Annotated in this window: 11 protein-coding genes; all 11 read left to right on the plus strand. The window is 58.8% G+C overall.

The window, feature by feature from the left end; translation table 11 throughout:
* Positions 1-10: 10 nt before the first annotated feature.
* The 11 genes from AC0ZWN_RS09285 (at position 11) to AC0ZWN_RS09335 (ending at position 13,041) form a co-directional block, all read left to right on the plus strand.
* Positions 11-547: a F0F1 ATP synthase subunit delta gene (locus tag AC0ZWN_RS09285; RefSeq protein ID WP_007911956.1), complete on the plus strand. Its 537-nt coding sequence runs from the start codon at positions 11-13 to the stop codon at positions 545-547.
* A gap of 21 nt (positions 548-568) precedes the next feature.
* Entirely contained in the window at positions 569-2,113 is a 1,545-nt protein-coding gene (gene atpA, locus AC0ZWN_RS09290) for a F0F1 ATP synthase subunit alpha (protein ID WP_016984064.1), read from the plus strand.
* 50 nt (positions 2,114-2,163) lie between these two features.
* Positions 2,164-3,024: a F0F1 ATP synthase subunit gamma gene (gene atpG / locus AC0ZWN_RS09295; RefSeq protein ID WP_007911960.1), complete on the plus strand. Its 861-nt coding sequence runs from the start codon at positions 2,164-2,166 to the stop codon at positions 3,022-3,024.
* Between the two features lie 27 nt (positions 3,025-3,051).
* A complete protein-coding gene (gene atpD / locus AC0ZWN_RS09300) occupies positions 3,052-4,431 on the plus strand; it encodes a F0F1 ATP synthase subunit beta (RefSeq protein WP_007911961.1) in 1,380 nt (459 codons plus the stop codon).
* 45 nt (positions 4,432-4,476) lie between these two features.
* Positions 4,477-4,902: a F0F1 ATP synthase subunit epsilon gene (locus tag AC0ZWN_RS09305; RefSeq protein WP_007954164.1), complete on the plus strand. Its 426-nt coding sequence runs from the start codon at positions 4,477-4,479 to the stop codon at positions 4,900-4,902.
* 118 nt (positions 4,903-5,020) lie between these two features.
* Positions 5,021-6,388 (plus strand): bifunctional UDP-N-acetylglucosamine diphosphorylase/glucosamine-1-phosphate N-acetyltransferase GlmU, encoded by a 1,368-nt coding sequence (glmU, locus tag AC0ZWN_RS09310; RefSeq protein ID WP_476334797.1) that lies wholly within the window; start codon positions 5,021-5,023, stop codon positions 6,386-6,388.
* Positions 6,389-6,619: 231 nt separating this feature from the next.
* Entirely contained in the window at positions 6,620-7,396 is a 777-nt protein-coding gene (locus AC0ZWN_RS09315) for a DeoR/GlpR family DNA-binding transcription regulator (protein WP_007911964.1), read from the plus strand.
* A gap of 2 nt (positions 7,397-7,398) precedes the next feature.
* On the plus strand, positions 7,399-9,231 hold the full coding sequence (gene glmS / locus AC0ZWN_RS09320; protein ID WP_476334799.1) for a glutamine--fructose-6-phosphate transaminase (isomerizing): 1,833 nt from the start codon (positions 7,399-7,401) through the stop codon (positions 9,229-9,231).
* Between the two features lie 75 nt (positions 9,232-9,306).
* Positions 9,307-10,233, plus strand: a complete 927-nt coding sequence (locus tag AC0ZWN_RS09325) for a LysR family transcriptional regulator (RefSeq protein WP_476334801.1) — start codon at positions 9,307-9,309, stop codon at positions 10,231-10,233.
* Between the two features lie 105 nt (positions 10,234-10,338).
* The gene (locus AC0ZWN_RS09330; protein ID WP_476334802.1) at positions 10,339-10,965 is read left to right on the plus strand and encodes a glutathione S-transferase family protein; all 627 of its coding nucleotides are present in this window, start codon (positions 10,339-10,341) and stop codon (positions 10,963-10,965) included.
* A 45-nt stretch (positions 10,966-11,010) separates the two neighbouring features.
* Positions 11,011-13,041: a pyridoxamine 5'-phosphate oxidase family protein gene (locus tag AC0ZWN_RS09335; protein ID WP_476334804.1), complete on the plus strand. Its 2,031-nt coding sequence runs from the start codon at positions 11,011-11,013 to the stop codon at positions 13,039-13,041.
* Positions 13,042-13,153 lie beyond the last annotated feature (112 nt).

Raw genomic sequence — 13,153 nt, forward strand, 5'->3', positions numbered from 1 at the left:
GAGGGCGATCATGGCAGAACTGACCACGTTGGCCCGACCTTACGCTAAGGCGGCCTTCGAGCACGCTCAGGCCCACCAGCAACTGGCCAATTGGTCAGCCATGCTCGGCCTGGCTGCAGCGGTGTCGCAAGACGACACCATGCAGCGCGTGCTCAAGGCCCCGCGACTGACGAGCGCAGAAAAGGCCGCCACGTTTATTGACGTGTGCGGCGACAAGTTTGATGCCAAGGCACAGAACTTCATCAATGTCGTTGCCGAAAACGACCGTCTCCCGCTTCTGCCGGAGATTGCCGCTCTTTTCGACCTGTACAAGGCCGAACAAGAGAAGTCGGTAGACGTTGAAGTGACCAGTGCTTTTGCATTGAACCAAGAACAGCAAGACAAACTCGCCAAGGTTCTCAGTGCACGACTCAACCGGGAAGTGCGCCTGCAAGTTGCGGAGGATGCTGCCCTTATAGGTGGTGTCGTCATCCGCGCCGGCGACCTGGTTATCGATGGCTCGATTCGCGGCAAAATCGCGAAACTTGCCGAAGCATTGAAATCTTGAGTTTGAAGGGGCAGCAGAGCAATGCAGCAACTCAATCCTTCCGAAATAAGTGAAATTATCAAGGGCCGCATCGACAAGCTCGATGTGACCTCCCAAGCCCGTAACGAAGGCACTGTCGTCAGCGTATCTGACGGCATCGTGCGGATTCACGGTCTGGCCGACGTTATGTACGGCGAGATGATCGAGTTTCCGGGCGGCGTCTACGGTATGGCCCTCAACCTGGAGCAAGACTCCGTAGGTGCCGTTGTACTGGGCGCTTACCAGTCTCTGGCTGAAGGCATGAGCGCCAAGTGCACTGGCCGCATCCTCGAAGTTCCGGTTGGTAAGGAACTGCTGGGTCGCGTAGTCGACGCACTGGGTAACCCTGTTGACGGCAAAGGTCCACTGGGCAACACCGAGACCGACGCGGTCGAGAAAGTTGCACCGGGCGTGATCTGGCGTAAGTCGGTAGACCAGCCTGTACAGACTGGCTACAAGGCTGTCGATGCCATGATCCCTGTCGGCCGTGGCCAGCGTGAGCTGATCATCGGTGACCGTCAGATCGGTAAAACCGCTCTGGCGATCGACGCGATCATCAACCAGAAAGACAGCGGCATTTTCTGCGTCTACGTAGCTATCGGTCAGAAGCAATCGACCATCGCCAACGTGGTTCGCAAGCTGGAAGAAAACGGCGCCCTGGCCAACACGATCATCGTGGCTGCCAGTGCTTCGGAATCTCCTGCGCTGCAATTCCTGGCACCGTACTCCGGTTGCACCATGGGTGAATTCTTCCGCGACCGCGGTGAAGACGCGCTGATCGTTTATGACGATCTGTCCAAGCAAGCAGTGGCTTACCGCCAGATTTCCCTGCTGCTGCGCCGTCCACCAGGCCGTGAAGCTTACCCAGGCGACGTGTTCTATCTCCACTCCCGTCTGCTGGAGCGCGCATCCCGCGTTTCGGAAGAATACGTAGAGAAGTTCACCAACGGCGCAGTGACCGGCAAAACCGGTTCCCTGACCGCACTGCCGATCATCGAAACCCAGGCTGGCGACGTTTCCGCGTTCGTTCCGACCAACGTGATTTCCATCACCGACGGTCAGATCTTCCTGGAATCGGCCATGTTCAACTCGGGCATCCGCCCTGCAGTGAACGCCGGTGTTTCGGTATCCCGTGTGGGTGGTGCCGCTCAGACCAAGATCATCAAGAAGCTCTCCGGTGGTATCCGTACCGCTCTGGCTCAGTACCGTGAACTGGCGGCATTCGCCCAGTTCGCTTCTGACCTGGACGAAGCGACCCGTAAGCAACTTGAGCATGGTCAGCGCGTTACCGAGCTGATGAAGCAGAAGCAATACGCACCAATGTCGATCGCTGACATGGCGCTGTCGCTGTATGCCGCTGAGCGTGGGTTCCTGACTGACATTGAAATCGCCAAGATCGGCAGCTTCGAACAAGCGCTGATCGCTTTCTTCAACCGCGATCACGCCGATTTGATGGCCAAGATCAACGTTAAAGGTGACTTCAATGACGAAATCGACGCTGGCATGAAAGCCGGTATCGAGAAGTTCAAGGCCACCCAAACCTGGTAAGCCGCAGCGGGAGCCGCGAGGCTCCCGCTTGCTAACCTGATAGGTGTTACATGGCAGGCGCAAAAGAGATTCGCAGTAAGATTGCGAGCATCAAAAGCACGCAAAAGATTACCAGCGCCATGGAAAAAGTGGCGGTCAGCAAAATGCGCAAGGCACAAATGCGCATGGCTGCTAGCCGTCCTTATGCGGAGCGTATCCGCCAGGTTATTGGGCATCTGGCCAACGCCAACCCGGAATACCGCCACCCGTTCATGATCGACCGCGAAATCAAGCGCGTTGGTTATGTTGTGGTGAGCAGTGACCGTGGTCTGTGCGGCGGCTTGAATACCAACCTGTTCAAGGCCCTGGTCAAGGACATGGCGGTAAACCGCGAAAACGGCGTCGAGATTGATCTGTGTGTTGTTGGTAGCAAGGGTGCGGCCTTTTTCCGCAACTTCGGCGGTAACGTTGTTGCAGCTATCAGCCACCTGGGTGAAGAGCCGTCGATCAATGATCTGATCGGCAGCGTCAAGGTGATGCTGGATGCCTACCTGGATGGCCGTATTGACCGCCTGTCCGTGGTGTCCAACAAGTTCATCAACACCATGACGCAACAGCCTACTGTGGAGCAGTTGATTCCACTGGTGGCCACCCCGGATCAGGATCTCAAGCACCACTGGGACTATCTCTACGAACCGGATGCCAAAGAGCTGCTTGACGGCTTGATGGTCCGCTACGTTGAGTCGCAGGTCTACCAGGCGGTGGTCGAGAACAACGCGGCTGAACAAGCTGCGCGGATGATCGCGATGAAGAACGCTACCGACAACGCCGGTGATTTGATCAGCGATTTGCAGCTGATCTACAACAAGGCGCGTCAGGCTGCGATCACCCAAGAGATCTCGGAAATCGTCGGCGGCGCTGCCGCGGTTTAACGGTTCAAATATTCAGAGGATCCAGCTATGAGTAGCGGACGTATCGTTCAAATCATCGGCGCCGTTATCGACGTGGAATTTCCACGCGACAGCGTACCGAGCATCTACAACGCGCTGAAAGTAGTGAGCGCGGCTGAAACCACTCTGGAAGTTCAGCAGCAGCTGGGCGACGGCGTGGTTCGCACCATTGCGATGGGTTCCACCGAGGGCTTGAAGCGCGGTCTGGAAGTTACCGACTCTGGCGCAGCCATCTCCGTACCGGTCGGTAAAGCGACCCTGGGCCGGATCATGGACGTCCTCGGTAACCCGATCGACGAAGCTGGCCCGATCGACACCGAAGAGCGTTGGGGCATTCACCGTCCAGCGCCTTCGTTCGCTGAGCAAGCAGGCGGCAACGACCTGCTGGAAACCGGCATCAAGGTTATCGACCTGGTTTGCCCGTTTGCCAAAGGCGGTAAAGTCGGTCTGTTCGGTGGTGCCGGTGTAGGCAAAACCGTAAACATGATGGAACTGATCCGTAACATCGCCATCGAGCACAGCGGTTATTCCGTGTTCGCCGGTGTGGGTGAGCGTACTCGTGAGGGTAACGACTTCTACCACGAGATGAAGGACTCCAACGTTCTGGACAAAGTGGCCCTGGTTTACGGTCAGATGAACGAGCCGCCGGGTAACCGTCTGCGCGTAGCACTGACCGGCCTGACCATGGCCGAGAAGTTCCGTGACGAAGGTAACGACGTTCTGCTGTTCGTCGACAACATCTATCGTTACACCCTGGCCGGTACTGAAGTATCCGCACTGCTGGGCCGTATGCCTTCGGCAGTAGGTTACCAGCCGACCCTGGCTGAAGAGATGGGCGTTCTGCAAGAACGTATCACTTCGACCAAGGAAGGTTCGATCACTTCGATCCAAGCGGTATACGTACCTGCGGATGACTTGACCGACCCGTCGCCAGCGACCACCTTCGCCCACTTGGACGCCACCGTCGTTCTGTCCCGTGACATCGCTTCCCTGGGTATCTACCCAGCGGTAGATCCACTGGATTCGACTTCGCGCCAGCTGGACCCGAACGTAATCGGCCAGGACCACTACGACACCGCTCGCGGCGTTCAGTACGTTCTGCAACGTTACAAAGAGCTGAAGGACATCATCGCGATCCTGGGTATGGACGAGCTGTCGGAAGCCGACAAGCAGTTGGTAAACCGTGCTCGTAAGATCCAGCGCTTCTTGTCGCAGCCGTTCTTCGTGGCTGAAGTCTTCACCGGTGCTTCGGGTAAATACGTTTCCCTGAAAGACACTATTGCTGGCTTCAAAGGCATCCTCAACGGTGACTACGACCACCTGCCAGAACAAGCGTTCTACATGGTTGGCGGCATCGAAGAAGCGATCGAGAAAGCCAAGAAACTGTAATCCCGGCGCCCGGCAACGGGCGCTAATTTAGGTTGAGGCAATCAGATGGCTATGACAGTCCATTGCGATATCGTCAGCGCGGAAGGGGAAATCTTTTCCGGCCTGGTCGAGATGGTGATTGCGCACGGTGCACTGGGTGATCTTGGTATCGCTCTGGGTCACGCGCCGCTGATCACTAATCTGAAGCCAGGTCCGATCCGCCTGATCAAGCAAGGCGGGGAAGCCGAGGTGTTCTACATCTCCGGTGGTTTCCTCGAGGTTCAGCCGAACATGGTCAAGGTGCTTGCCGATACCGTGCAACGCGCCGCCGACCTGGATGAAGCTCAAGCCCAGGCCGCTCTCAAGGCTGCCGAGGCTGCTCTGCACGAGAAGAGCGCAGATTTCGACTACGGAGCTGCGTCCGCACGACTGGCCGAGGCTGCAGCTCAGCTGCGCACCGTCCAGCAGATCCGCAAGAAGTTTGGCGGTTAATCCGTCATCCGCTTGTTGTGCGATTGATAAAAAAGGGTAGCCTCGGCTACCCTTTTTTCTTTTCCGAATTCCCGAAACCCGGTCGCAGTTGCTGACCACCCAGGATTGGTAGCCAGTCATGTCTCTTGAAATCGTTATCCTCGCGGCCGGTCAAGGCACTCGTATGCGTTCGGCACTGCCGAAAGTGCTGCATCCGATTGCCGGCAACTCCATGCTGGGTCATGTTATCCACAGCGCCCGGCAACTTGATCCGCAACGCATTCATGTGGTGATCGGTCATGGTGCCGACGTGGTGCGCGAGCGACTGGCTGCCGACGATCTGAATTTCGTCCTGCAGGACAAGCAACTCGGCACCGGCCACGCCACCGCTCAAGCGGTGCCGTTCATTACTGCCGACACCGTGCTGATCCTCTACGGGGACGTGCCGCTGATCGAAGTCGAAACCCTGCAGCGTCTGCTCAAGCACGTCGTGCCTGGACAGATGGGCTTGCTCACCGTCGAGCTGGATGACCCGACCGGTTACGGCCGCATCGTGCGTGATGCCGACGGTAAGGTGGCCGCGATCGTTGAGCACAAAGATGCCAGCGAAGCGCAACGCGCAATTACTGAAGGCAACACCGGCATTCTTGCTGTCCCGGCCAATCGTCTGGCTGACTGGATGAGCCGTCTGTCGAACAACAATGCTCAGGGCGAGTACTACCTGACCGACGTGATCGAGATGGCTGTCAGTGATGGTCTGGTGGTCGCCACCGAGCAACCGCACGACCCGATGGAAGTGCAGGGCGCCAATGACCGCAAGCAGCTGTCTGAGCTGGAGCGTCATTACCAGTTGCGCGCTGGTCGTCGGTTGATGGCGCAAGGCGTCACTTTGCGTGATCCGGCGCGCTTTGACCTGCGTGGTGAAGTGACCGTCGGTCGCGATGTGCTGATCGACATCAACGTGATCCTCGAAGGCAATGTGGTCATCGAAGATGACGTGGTGATCGGCCCGAACTGCGTGATCAAGGACAGCACCCTGCGCAAAGGCGTGGTCATCAAAGCCAACAGTCATATCGAAGGTGCCGTACTGGGCGAGGGCAGTGACGCCGGCCCGTTCGCGCGTCTGCGTCCAGGCACCGTGCTTGAAGCACGCGCGCATGTGGGTAACTTCGTTGAGCTGAAAAATGCCCGCATGGGCGAAGGCGCCAAGGCGGGACACCTGACTTATCTGGGCGATGCCGAGATCGGTGCGCGTACCAACATCGGCGCCGGCACCATCACCTGCAACTACGACGGCGCCAACAAGTGGAAAACCGTGTTGGGTGCAGATGTGTTCATCGGTTCCAATAATTCGCTGGTCGCGCCTGTGGATATCTCCGACGGTGCATCCACGGCGGCCGGCTCGACGATTACGCAGAATGTGGATAACGCGCAGTTGGCCGTGGGCCGAGCGCGGCAGAGAAATATCGACGGCTGGAAGCGGCCGGAGAAGATCAAGAAGAGCTGAGTTATCCACAGTTTCTTTTTAACGACGAAAATCCAATGTGGGAGCGAGCTTGCTCGCGAATGCCGTAGATCATTCAACATTGATGTTGACTGACACGATGCCTTCGCGAGCAAGCTCGCTCCCACATTTTTGTTTGTGTCGTTTTCAAAAAAGCCTTGCTGCCGCTTGACGATTTAGAGCCGATAGGTTTTGATTGCTTCCGTTATCTTTCGAAACGAAACTTAAGTCGCCATGTCGAAACGCAACACGCCGCAACGCCGCCACAACATCCTCGCCTTGCTCAACGAGCAGGGCGAAGTCAGTGTGGATGAACTGGCCAAGCGCTTCGAAACCTCGGAAGTTACGATCCGCAAGGATCTCGCCGCCCTGGAAAGCCACGGTCTGTTGCTGCGCCGCTACGGCGGGGCGATCACCATGCCGCAGGAACTGGTCGCGGAAACCGCGCAGAGCGTTTCCAAGTACAAACAGGCCATCGCCCGTGCGGCGGTGAAACGCATCCGCGAGCACGCGCGGATCATCATCGACAGCGGCAGCACCACTGCCGCGATGATCCCCGAACTTGGCCAGCAGCCGGGTTTGGTGGTGATGACCAATTCCCTGCACGTCGCCAACGCCCTGAGCGAACTCGAGCACGAACCGGTGCTGTTGATGACCGGCGGCACCTGGGATCCGCATTCGGAATCCTTTCAGGGCCAGGTCGCCGAGCAGGTACTACGCTCTTACGACTTCGACCAGTTGTTCATTGGCGCCGACGGTATCGATCTGGTGCGCGGCACGACGACCTTCAATGAGCTGCTCGGTCTGAGCCGGGTCATGGCTGAAGTGGCACGGGAAGTCATCGTCATGGTCGAGGCCGACAAGATCGGTCGCAAAATTCCCAATCTGGAACTGCCGTGGAGCAGCGTCCATACCCTCATTACCGATGATCGCCTGCCTATCGAAGCGCGCGATCAGATACAGGCCCGCGGTATCACCGTGATTTGCGCGGCTGTCAGTCAGGAGAAATAAGCATGTGTGGAATTGTCGGCGCAGTTGCTGAACGTAATATCACCGCCATCCTGCTCGAAGGCCTCAAGCGCCTTGAATACCGCGGCTACGACAGCGCCGGTGTCGCGGTCTTCACCAACGACGAAACCCTCGAGCGCATGCGTCGCCCGGGTAAAGTCAGCGAGCTCGAAGCGGCGCTGGCCGAACACCCGCTGGTGGGCCGTCTCGGCATTGCTCACACCCGTTGGGCCACCCACGGCGCTCCTTGCGAGCGTAACGCGCACCCGCATTTCTCCGGCGACATCGCGGTGGTGCACAACGGCATCATCGAAAACCACGAAGCCCTGCGCGAACAACTGAAAGCGCTGGGTTACGTGTTTACTTCGGACACCGATACTGAAGTCATCGCCCACCTGCTCAACCACAAGCTCAAGGACCAGCCAGACCTGAGCGTTGCGCTAAAAGCGACGGTCAAGGAATTGCACGGTGCTTACGGTCTGGCGGTGATCAATGCCAAACAGCCTGATCGTCTGGTCGCCGCGCGCAGTGGCAGCCCATTGGTGATCGGTCTGGGTCTGGGCGAGAATTTCCTCGCCTCTGACCAATTGGCCCTGCGTCAGGTCACGGACCGCTTCATGTACCTGGAAGAAGGCGATATCGCCGAAATTCGCCGCGATAACGTGCAGATCTGGGACATCAACGGTAATGCCGTCGAGCGCCAGACCGTGCAGTACAGCGATGGTGCCGAAGCTGCCGACAAAGGTGAATACCGCCACTACATGCTCAAGGAAATCCACGAGCAACCGGCCGTTGTACAACGCACCCTCGAAGGTCGCCTGAGCAACGATCAGGTGCTGGTGCAAGCGTTCGGCCCACAAGCGGCCGAGTTGTTTGCCAAAGTCCGCAACGTGCAGATCGTCGCGTGCGGCACCAGTTATCACGCGGGTATGGTCGCGCGGTACTGGCTCGAAGAATTGGCCGGCATTCCGTGCCAAGTCGAAGTCGCCAGCGAATTCCGCTACCGCAAAGTCGTGGTGCAGCCGGACACCTTATTCGTGACCATCTCGCAGTCCGGCGAAACCGCCGACACCCTCGCGGCGCTGCGCAATGCCAAGGAACTGGGCTTCCTCGCCAGCCTGGCCATCTGCAACGTTGGCATCAGCTCACTGGTGCGCGAATCCGACCTGACCCTGCTGACCCAGGCCGGCCGCGAAATCGGCGTCGCCTCGACTAAAGCCTTCACCACGCAACTGGTCGGCCTGTTGCTGCTGACTCTGTCGCTGGGTCAAGTACGCGGCACGTTAGCCGAGGGCGTTGAAGCACGTCTGGTCGAGGAACTGCGTCGTCTGCCAACCCGTCTCGGTGAAGCATTGGCCATGGACAGCACCGTGGAAAAAATCGCCGAGCTGTTCGCCGAGAAGAACCACACGCTATTTCTCGGTCGTGGTGCGCAATTCCCGGTAGCAATGGAAGGCGCCTTGAAACTCAAGGAAATCTCCTACATCCACGCCGAAGCCTATCCGGCCGGCGAACTGAAACACGGCCCGCTGGCGCTTGTGGATAACGATATGCCGGTGGTCACTGTGGCGCCGAACAACGAACTGCTGGAAAAGCTCAAATCCAACCTGCAGGAAGTCCGCGCCCGTGGCGGTGAACTGATCGTGTTCGCCGATGAAAAAGCCGGGATGACCAACGGCGAAGGCACCCACGTGGTGCAGATGCCGCACATCCACGACATCCTCTCACCGATCCTTTACACGGTTCCGCTGCAGTTGCTGTCGTACTACGTGGCGGTGCTTAAGGGCACGGACGTCGATCAGCCGCGTAACCTGGCGAAGTCGGTGACGGTGGAATAAGTTATCCACAGCTGACCTACGCACAAAAAAATCGCAGCTTCGGCTGCGATTTTTGTATCTGACTCGAGAGGCACCATGGACCGCTTCCAGGAAATGCACATCTTCACCACCGTCGCCCAAGAGCAAGGCTTTTCCTCTGCCGCGCGGCGTCTGGGTTTGTCAGCGGCCAGCGTCACGCGTGCGGTGGCGGCGCTGGAGTTGCGCATCGGCACGCAGTTGCTGATTCGTACTACGCGCAGTGTGCATTTGAGCGAAGCCGGGCAGCGTTATCTGGAGGATTGTCGGAGGATTCTCGCTGAGGTGCAGGAAGCCGAGGATTCGGCAGCGGGCAGTCATGCCGAGCCGCGTGGGCAACTGACGGTCACGGCGCCGGTGTTGTTCGGTGATTTGTTTGTGACGCCGCTGATGGCGCGTTATCTGGCGCAGTATCCGGATGTCACGATCAACGCGGTGCTGGTCGATCGGATCGTCAACATGGTCGAGGAGGGCATCGATGTGGCGGTGCGCATCGGTGATCTGCCGGACAGCAGTCAGCATGCTGTTCGCGTGGGTGAGGTGCGTAGGGTCGTTTGCGGCTCGCCGGACTACTTTGCCAAATATGGCCGACCGGCTCATCCCCACGCGTTGGCGGGCGCGCCAGTGGTGGCGACTTCAGCGATTAGCCAGCAACGCAGTTGGCCGTTTCTCGACGCGGGCGAACCGCTTAGCGTGCGTCCTGAGCCGCGTCTGATCGTGACCGCCAATCAGGCAGCGATTACCGCAGCCTGCATGGGGCTGGGCTTGACTCGGGTGCTGTCTTATCAAGTTGCCAGCAAAATCGCGACCGGTGAGCTGGAAATCGTCCTCGCTGAATTTGAACTGCCGACATTGCCGATCCATGTGGTTTATCAGGGCGGGCGTAAGGCGCCGGCGCGGATTCGCAGTTTTGTCGATTTCACCGTCCACGCTTTGCGCGAACATCCTGCTTTGAAAGGCGCTGCGTTATTGCACCCAATGAAATAATCGATTGCAGTTAATGGTTATTCTGTTGTTTTTGCGATCAGCGCAAGATGGCCTCCATCGGCGCTCTCATTCCCGCAGTGGCGCCCCTGTTCAGCGGAGTCGACCATGCAAGCGATCAAACTCTACAACTTTCCACGTTCCGGCCACGCCCACCGTGTCGAGCTGATGTTGTCCCTGCTGCAACTGCCGACCGAGCTGGTTTTCGTCGATCTGGCCAAGGGTGAGCACAAGCAGCCGGCGTATCTGGCGATCAACAGTTTTGGTCAAGTACCGGCGATTGATGACGGCGGCGTGGTGCTGGCCGACTCCAACGCGATTCTGGTGTACCTGGCGCAGAAATACGGCAACGGCCGTTGGTTGCCAACGGATCCTGTCGGCGCCGCACGTGTGCAGCGCTGGTTGTCGGCCGCAGCCGGACCGATAGCTTTCGGGCCCGCTGCAGCGCGACTGGTCACGGTGTTTGGCGCACAACTGAATGCGGACGAGGCAATCAGCCGGGCGCACAACCTGCTCAAGGTGATGGACATCGAGTTGGGCAAAACTGCGTACCTGGCCGGCGACGAACCGACCATTGCCGACGTTTCTGCCTACAGTTACATCGCCCACGCACCGGAAGGCAACGTGTCGCTGGACGACTACGGTAACGTCCGCGCCTGGCTGGCGCGGGTTGAAGCCTTGCCTGGTTTCGTCGGCATGCCGCGTACGGTTGCCGGTCTGCAAACCACTGCCTGATTTTCGCAATCGACACTGTGCCGACGGTGCAGGGGAGAGGTCGTGATGGAACGTTCACCGTGGCACGCTGGCGAACAGCAATTGCAGGCCCATGTCGGCGTTGCCGATCGTATGGAAGCCTTCGGGCGTAAGGTGATTCGCACCTGGATGCCGGATCAGCACCGTGAGTTCTATCAGCAACTGCCCTTCATGCTGTACGGCGCAGTCGATGCGCAGGGGATGCCGTGGGCCAGTGTGCTCGAAGGTGCACCGGGGTTTGCCCGGTCGACGGATCCCGAGCATTTGCATTTCGCCAGCCAGCCTGCTGCCGATGACCCGGCGCAACTGCGCAATGGCGAGCCGATCGGTTTACTCGGCATCGAATTGCATACCCGCCGGCGCAATCGCCTCAACGGCCATGTCGGCAATCTGAGCGCTGATGGTTTTGAAGTAAGCGTGGATCAGGCCTTCGGCAACTGCCCGCAATACATTCAACTGCGTCAGTTTCAGCGGGTGCCGCTGACGGATCCGCAGACACGCCCGGCTGAGCATCTGCACGGCCTCGATGACGCGGCCGTTGCGCTGATCACTGGCGCCGATACGTTTTTTGTTGCCAGTTATGTCGATGTCGACGGCCAGCGTGCGGTGGATGTTTCCCACCGGGGTGGCCAGGCCGGTTTCGTCCGTGTGAAAGGCAATCGTCTTACCATCCCTGACTTTGCCGGCAATCTGCATTTCAACACCCTCGGCAATCTGCTGCTCAATCCCAAGGCCGGCTTGCTGTTCATCGACTTTTCCACAGGTGATCTGCTGCAACTCAGCGGGCGTACCGAGATCCTTCTCGATGACCCGCAGATCGAAGCCTTTCAAGGTGCGGAACGGCTGTGGACATTTGAGGTGGAAAAACTGGTGCGGCGTCCGGCCGCTCTGGCGTTACGCTGGCGCTTCGACGGCATGTCGCCGACCAGCCTGCTGACCGGCAATTGGGCCGAGGCGGACGCGCGTTTGCAGGCGCAGGCACTGGGTAATCAATGGCGGCCGTTGCGCGTGGCGAAGATCGAAGCAGAAAGTCGCAGCATCCGTTCGATCTATCTGGAGCCAACCGATGGTGCCGGGTTGCCAGTGTTTCTCGCGGGTCAGCATTTGCCAGTGCGTTTCACTATTGATGGCGAGGTGCATATCCGCACCTACAGTCTTTCGAGTGCGCCATCGGATGGTTTCTACCGGATCAGCGTGAAGCGCGAAGGGCTGATTTCCTCGCACCTGCATGAGCAGATTCGCGTTGGTGATGTGCTTGAGGCGCGGGCGCCGCAGGGACATTTCATCGTGGCGCCGCTGGAACAGCGACCGTTGGTGCTGCTGGCTGCCGGGGTCGGCATCACGCCGTTGCTGTCGATGTTGCGCGAGGTGGTTTACCAAGGCTTACGCACGCGGGGGATTCGTCCGACGTTGTTGCTGCAGAGTTCGCGCAGTCTGGCGGATCAGCCATTTCGAAAGGAGCTGGATCGTTTGCTCGAAACCGCAGGCGATTCTGTACGAGTGCTGCGTCTGCTCAGCCAGCCGGAAGCCGATCTGCAAGAGGGCGAGGATTTCGATGTGCATGGGCGCATCGACGGCGCGGTGCTGAGGAACCTGCTGGAGGCCGAGGATTTCGATCAGCTCGACTTTGTGCTCTGCGGCCCCGGTGGTTTTACCCAAGGGCTGTACGACACTTTGCGCGAACTGGATGTGCGCGACACGCAGATTCACGCGGAAACCTTTGGCCCGTCGACCCTGAAACGTCAGGCCGATCCGGATGCGATCGTGATCGAGCAACCGCCCGCAGCGACCACTTCGGTGCCGGTGGTGTTTGAGCGCTCGGCGAAAGAGGCACGTTGGCAACCCGATGGCGGCAGTTTGCTGGAACTGGCAGAAAGTCGCGGACTACACCCGGAGTTCAGTTGCCGTGGTGGGTCGTGCGGTACCTGCAAGACCCGGCTGGTCAGTGGCGCGGTGAATTATCCACAGGTGCCGGCGGATATTCCGGAAGCGGGGCATGTGCTGATTTGCTGCGCGGTCCCGGCGCAAAGCACGCAGCCGCTGGTACTGGATCTGTAACCTGACCCTGTAGGAGTGAGCCTGCTCGCGATCGCGTCGGGTCAATCAACATCATTGTTGCTGACAGACCGCTATCGCGAGCAGGCTCACTCCTACAATGAATCTGTGTTGA

The sequence above is a fragment of the Pseudomonas sp. 3B-A001-10F genome (genome assembly GCF_056313565.1).

What these genes read in the sequence shown, in the direction of transcription:
- AC0ZWN_RS09315 (WP_007911964.1), top strand. Translation starts at nt 6,620, where the DNA reads ATGTCGAAACGCAACACGCCGCAACGCCGCCACAACATCCTCGCCTTG.
- atpA (WP_016984064.1), top strand. Translation starts at nt 569, where the DNA reads ATGCAGCAACTCAATCCTTCCGAAATAAGTGAAATTATCAAGGGCCGC.
- glmS (WP_476334799.1), top strand. Translation starts at nt 7,399, where the DNA reads ATGTGTGGAATTGTCGGCGCAGTTGCTGAACGTAATATCACCGCCATC.
- AC0ZWN_RS09335 (WP_476334804.1), top strand. Translation starts at nt 11,011, where the DNA reads ATGGAACGTTCACCGTGGCACGCTGGCGAACAGCAATTGCAGGCCCAT.
- atpD (WP_007911961.1), top strand. Translation starts at nt 3,052, where the DNA reads ATGAGTAGCGGACGTATCGTTCAAATCATCGGCGCCGTTATCGACGTG.
- AC0ZWN_RS09305 (WP_007954164.1), top strand. Translation starts at nt 4,477, where the DNA reads ATGGCTATGACAGTCCATTGCGATATCGTCAGCGCGGAAGGGGAAATC.
- atpG (WP_007911960.1), top strand. Translation starts at nt 2,164, where the DNA reads ATGGCAGGCGCAAAAGAGATTCGCAGTAAGATTGCGAGCATCAAAAGC.
- AC0ZWN_RS09285 (WP_007911956.1), top strand. Translation starts at nt 11, where the DNA reads ATGGCAGAACTGACCACGTTGGCCCGACCTTACGCTAAGGCGGCCTTC.
- AC0ZWN_RS09325 (WP_476334801.1), top strand. Translation starts at nt 9,307, where the DNA reads ATGGACCGCTTCCAGGAAATGCACATCTTCACCACCGTCGCCCAAGAG.
- glmU (WP_476334797.1), top strand. Translation starts at nt 5,021, where the DNA reads ATGTCTCTTGAAATCGTTATCCTCGCGGCCGGTCAAGGCACTCGTATG.
- AC0ZWN_RS09330 (WP_476334802.1), top strand. Translation starts at nt 10,339, where the DNA reads ATGCAAGCGATCAAACTCTACAACTTTCCACGTTCCGGCCACGCCCAC.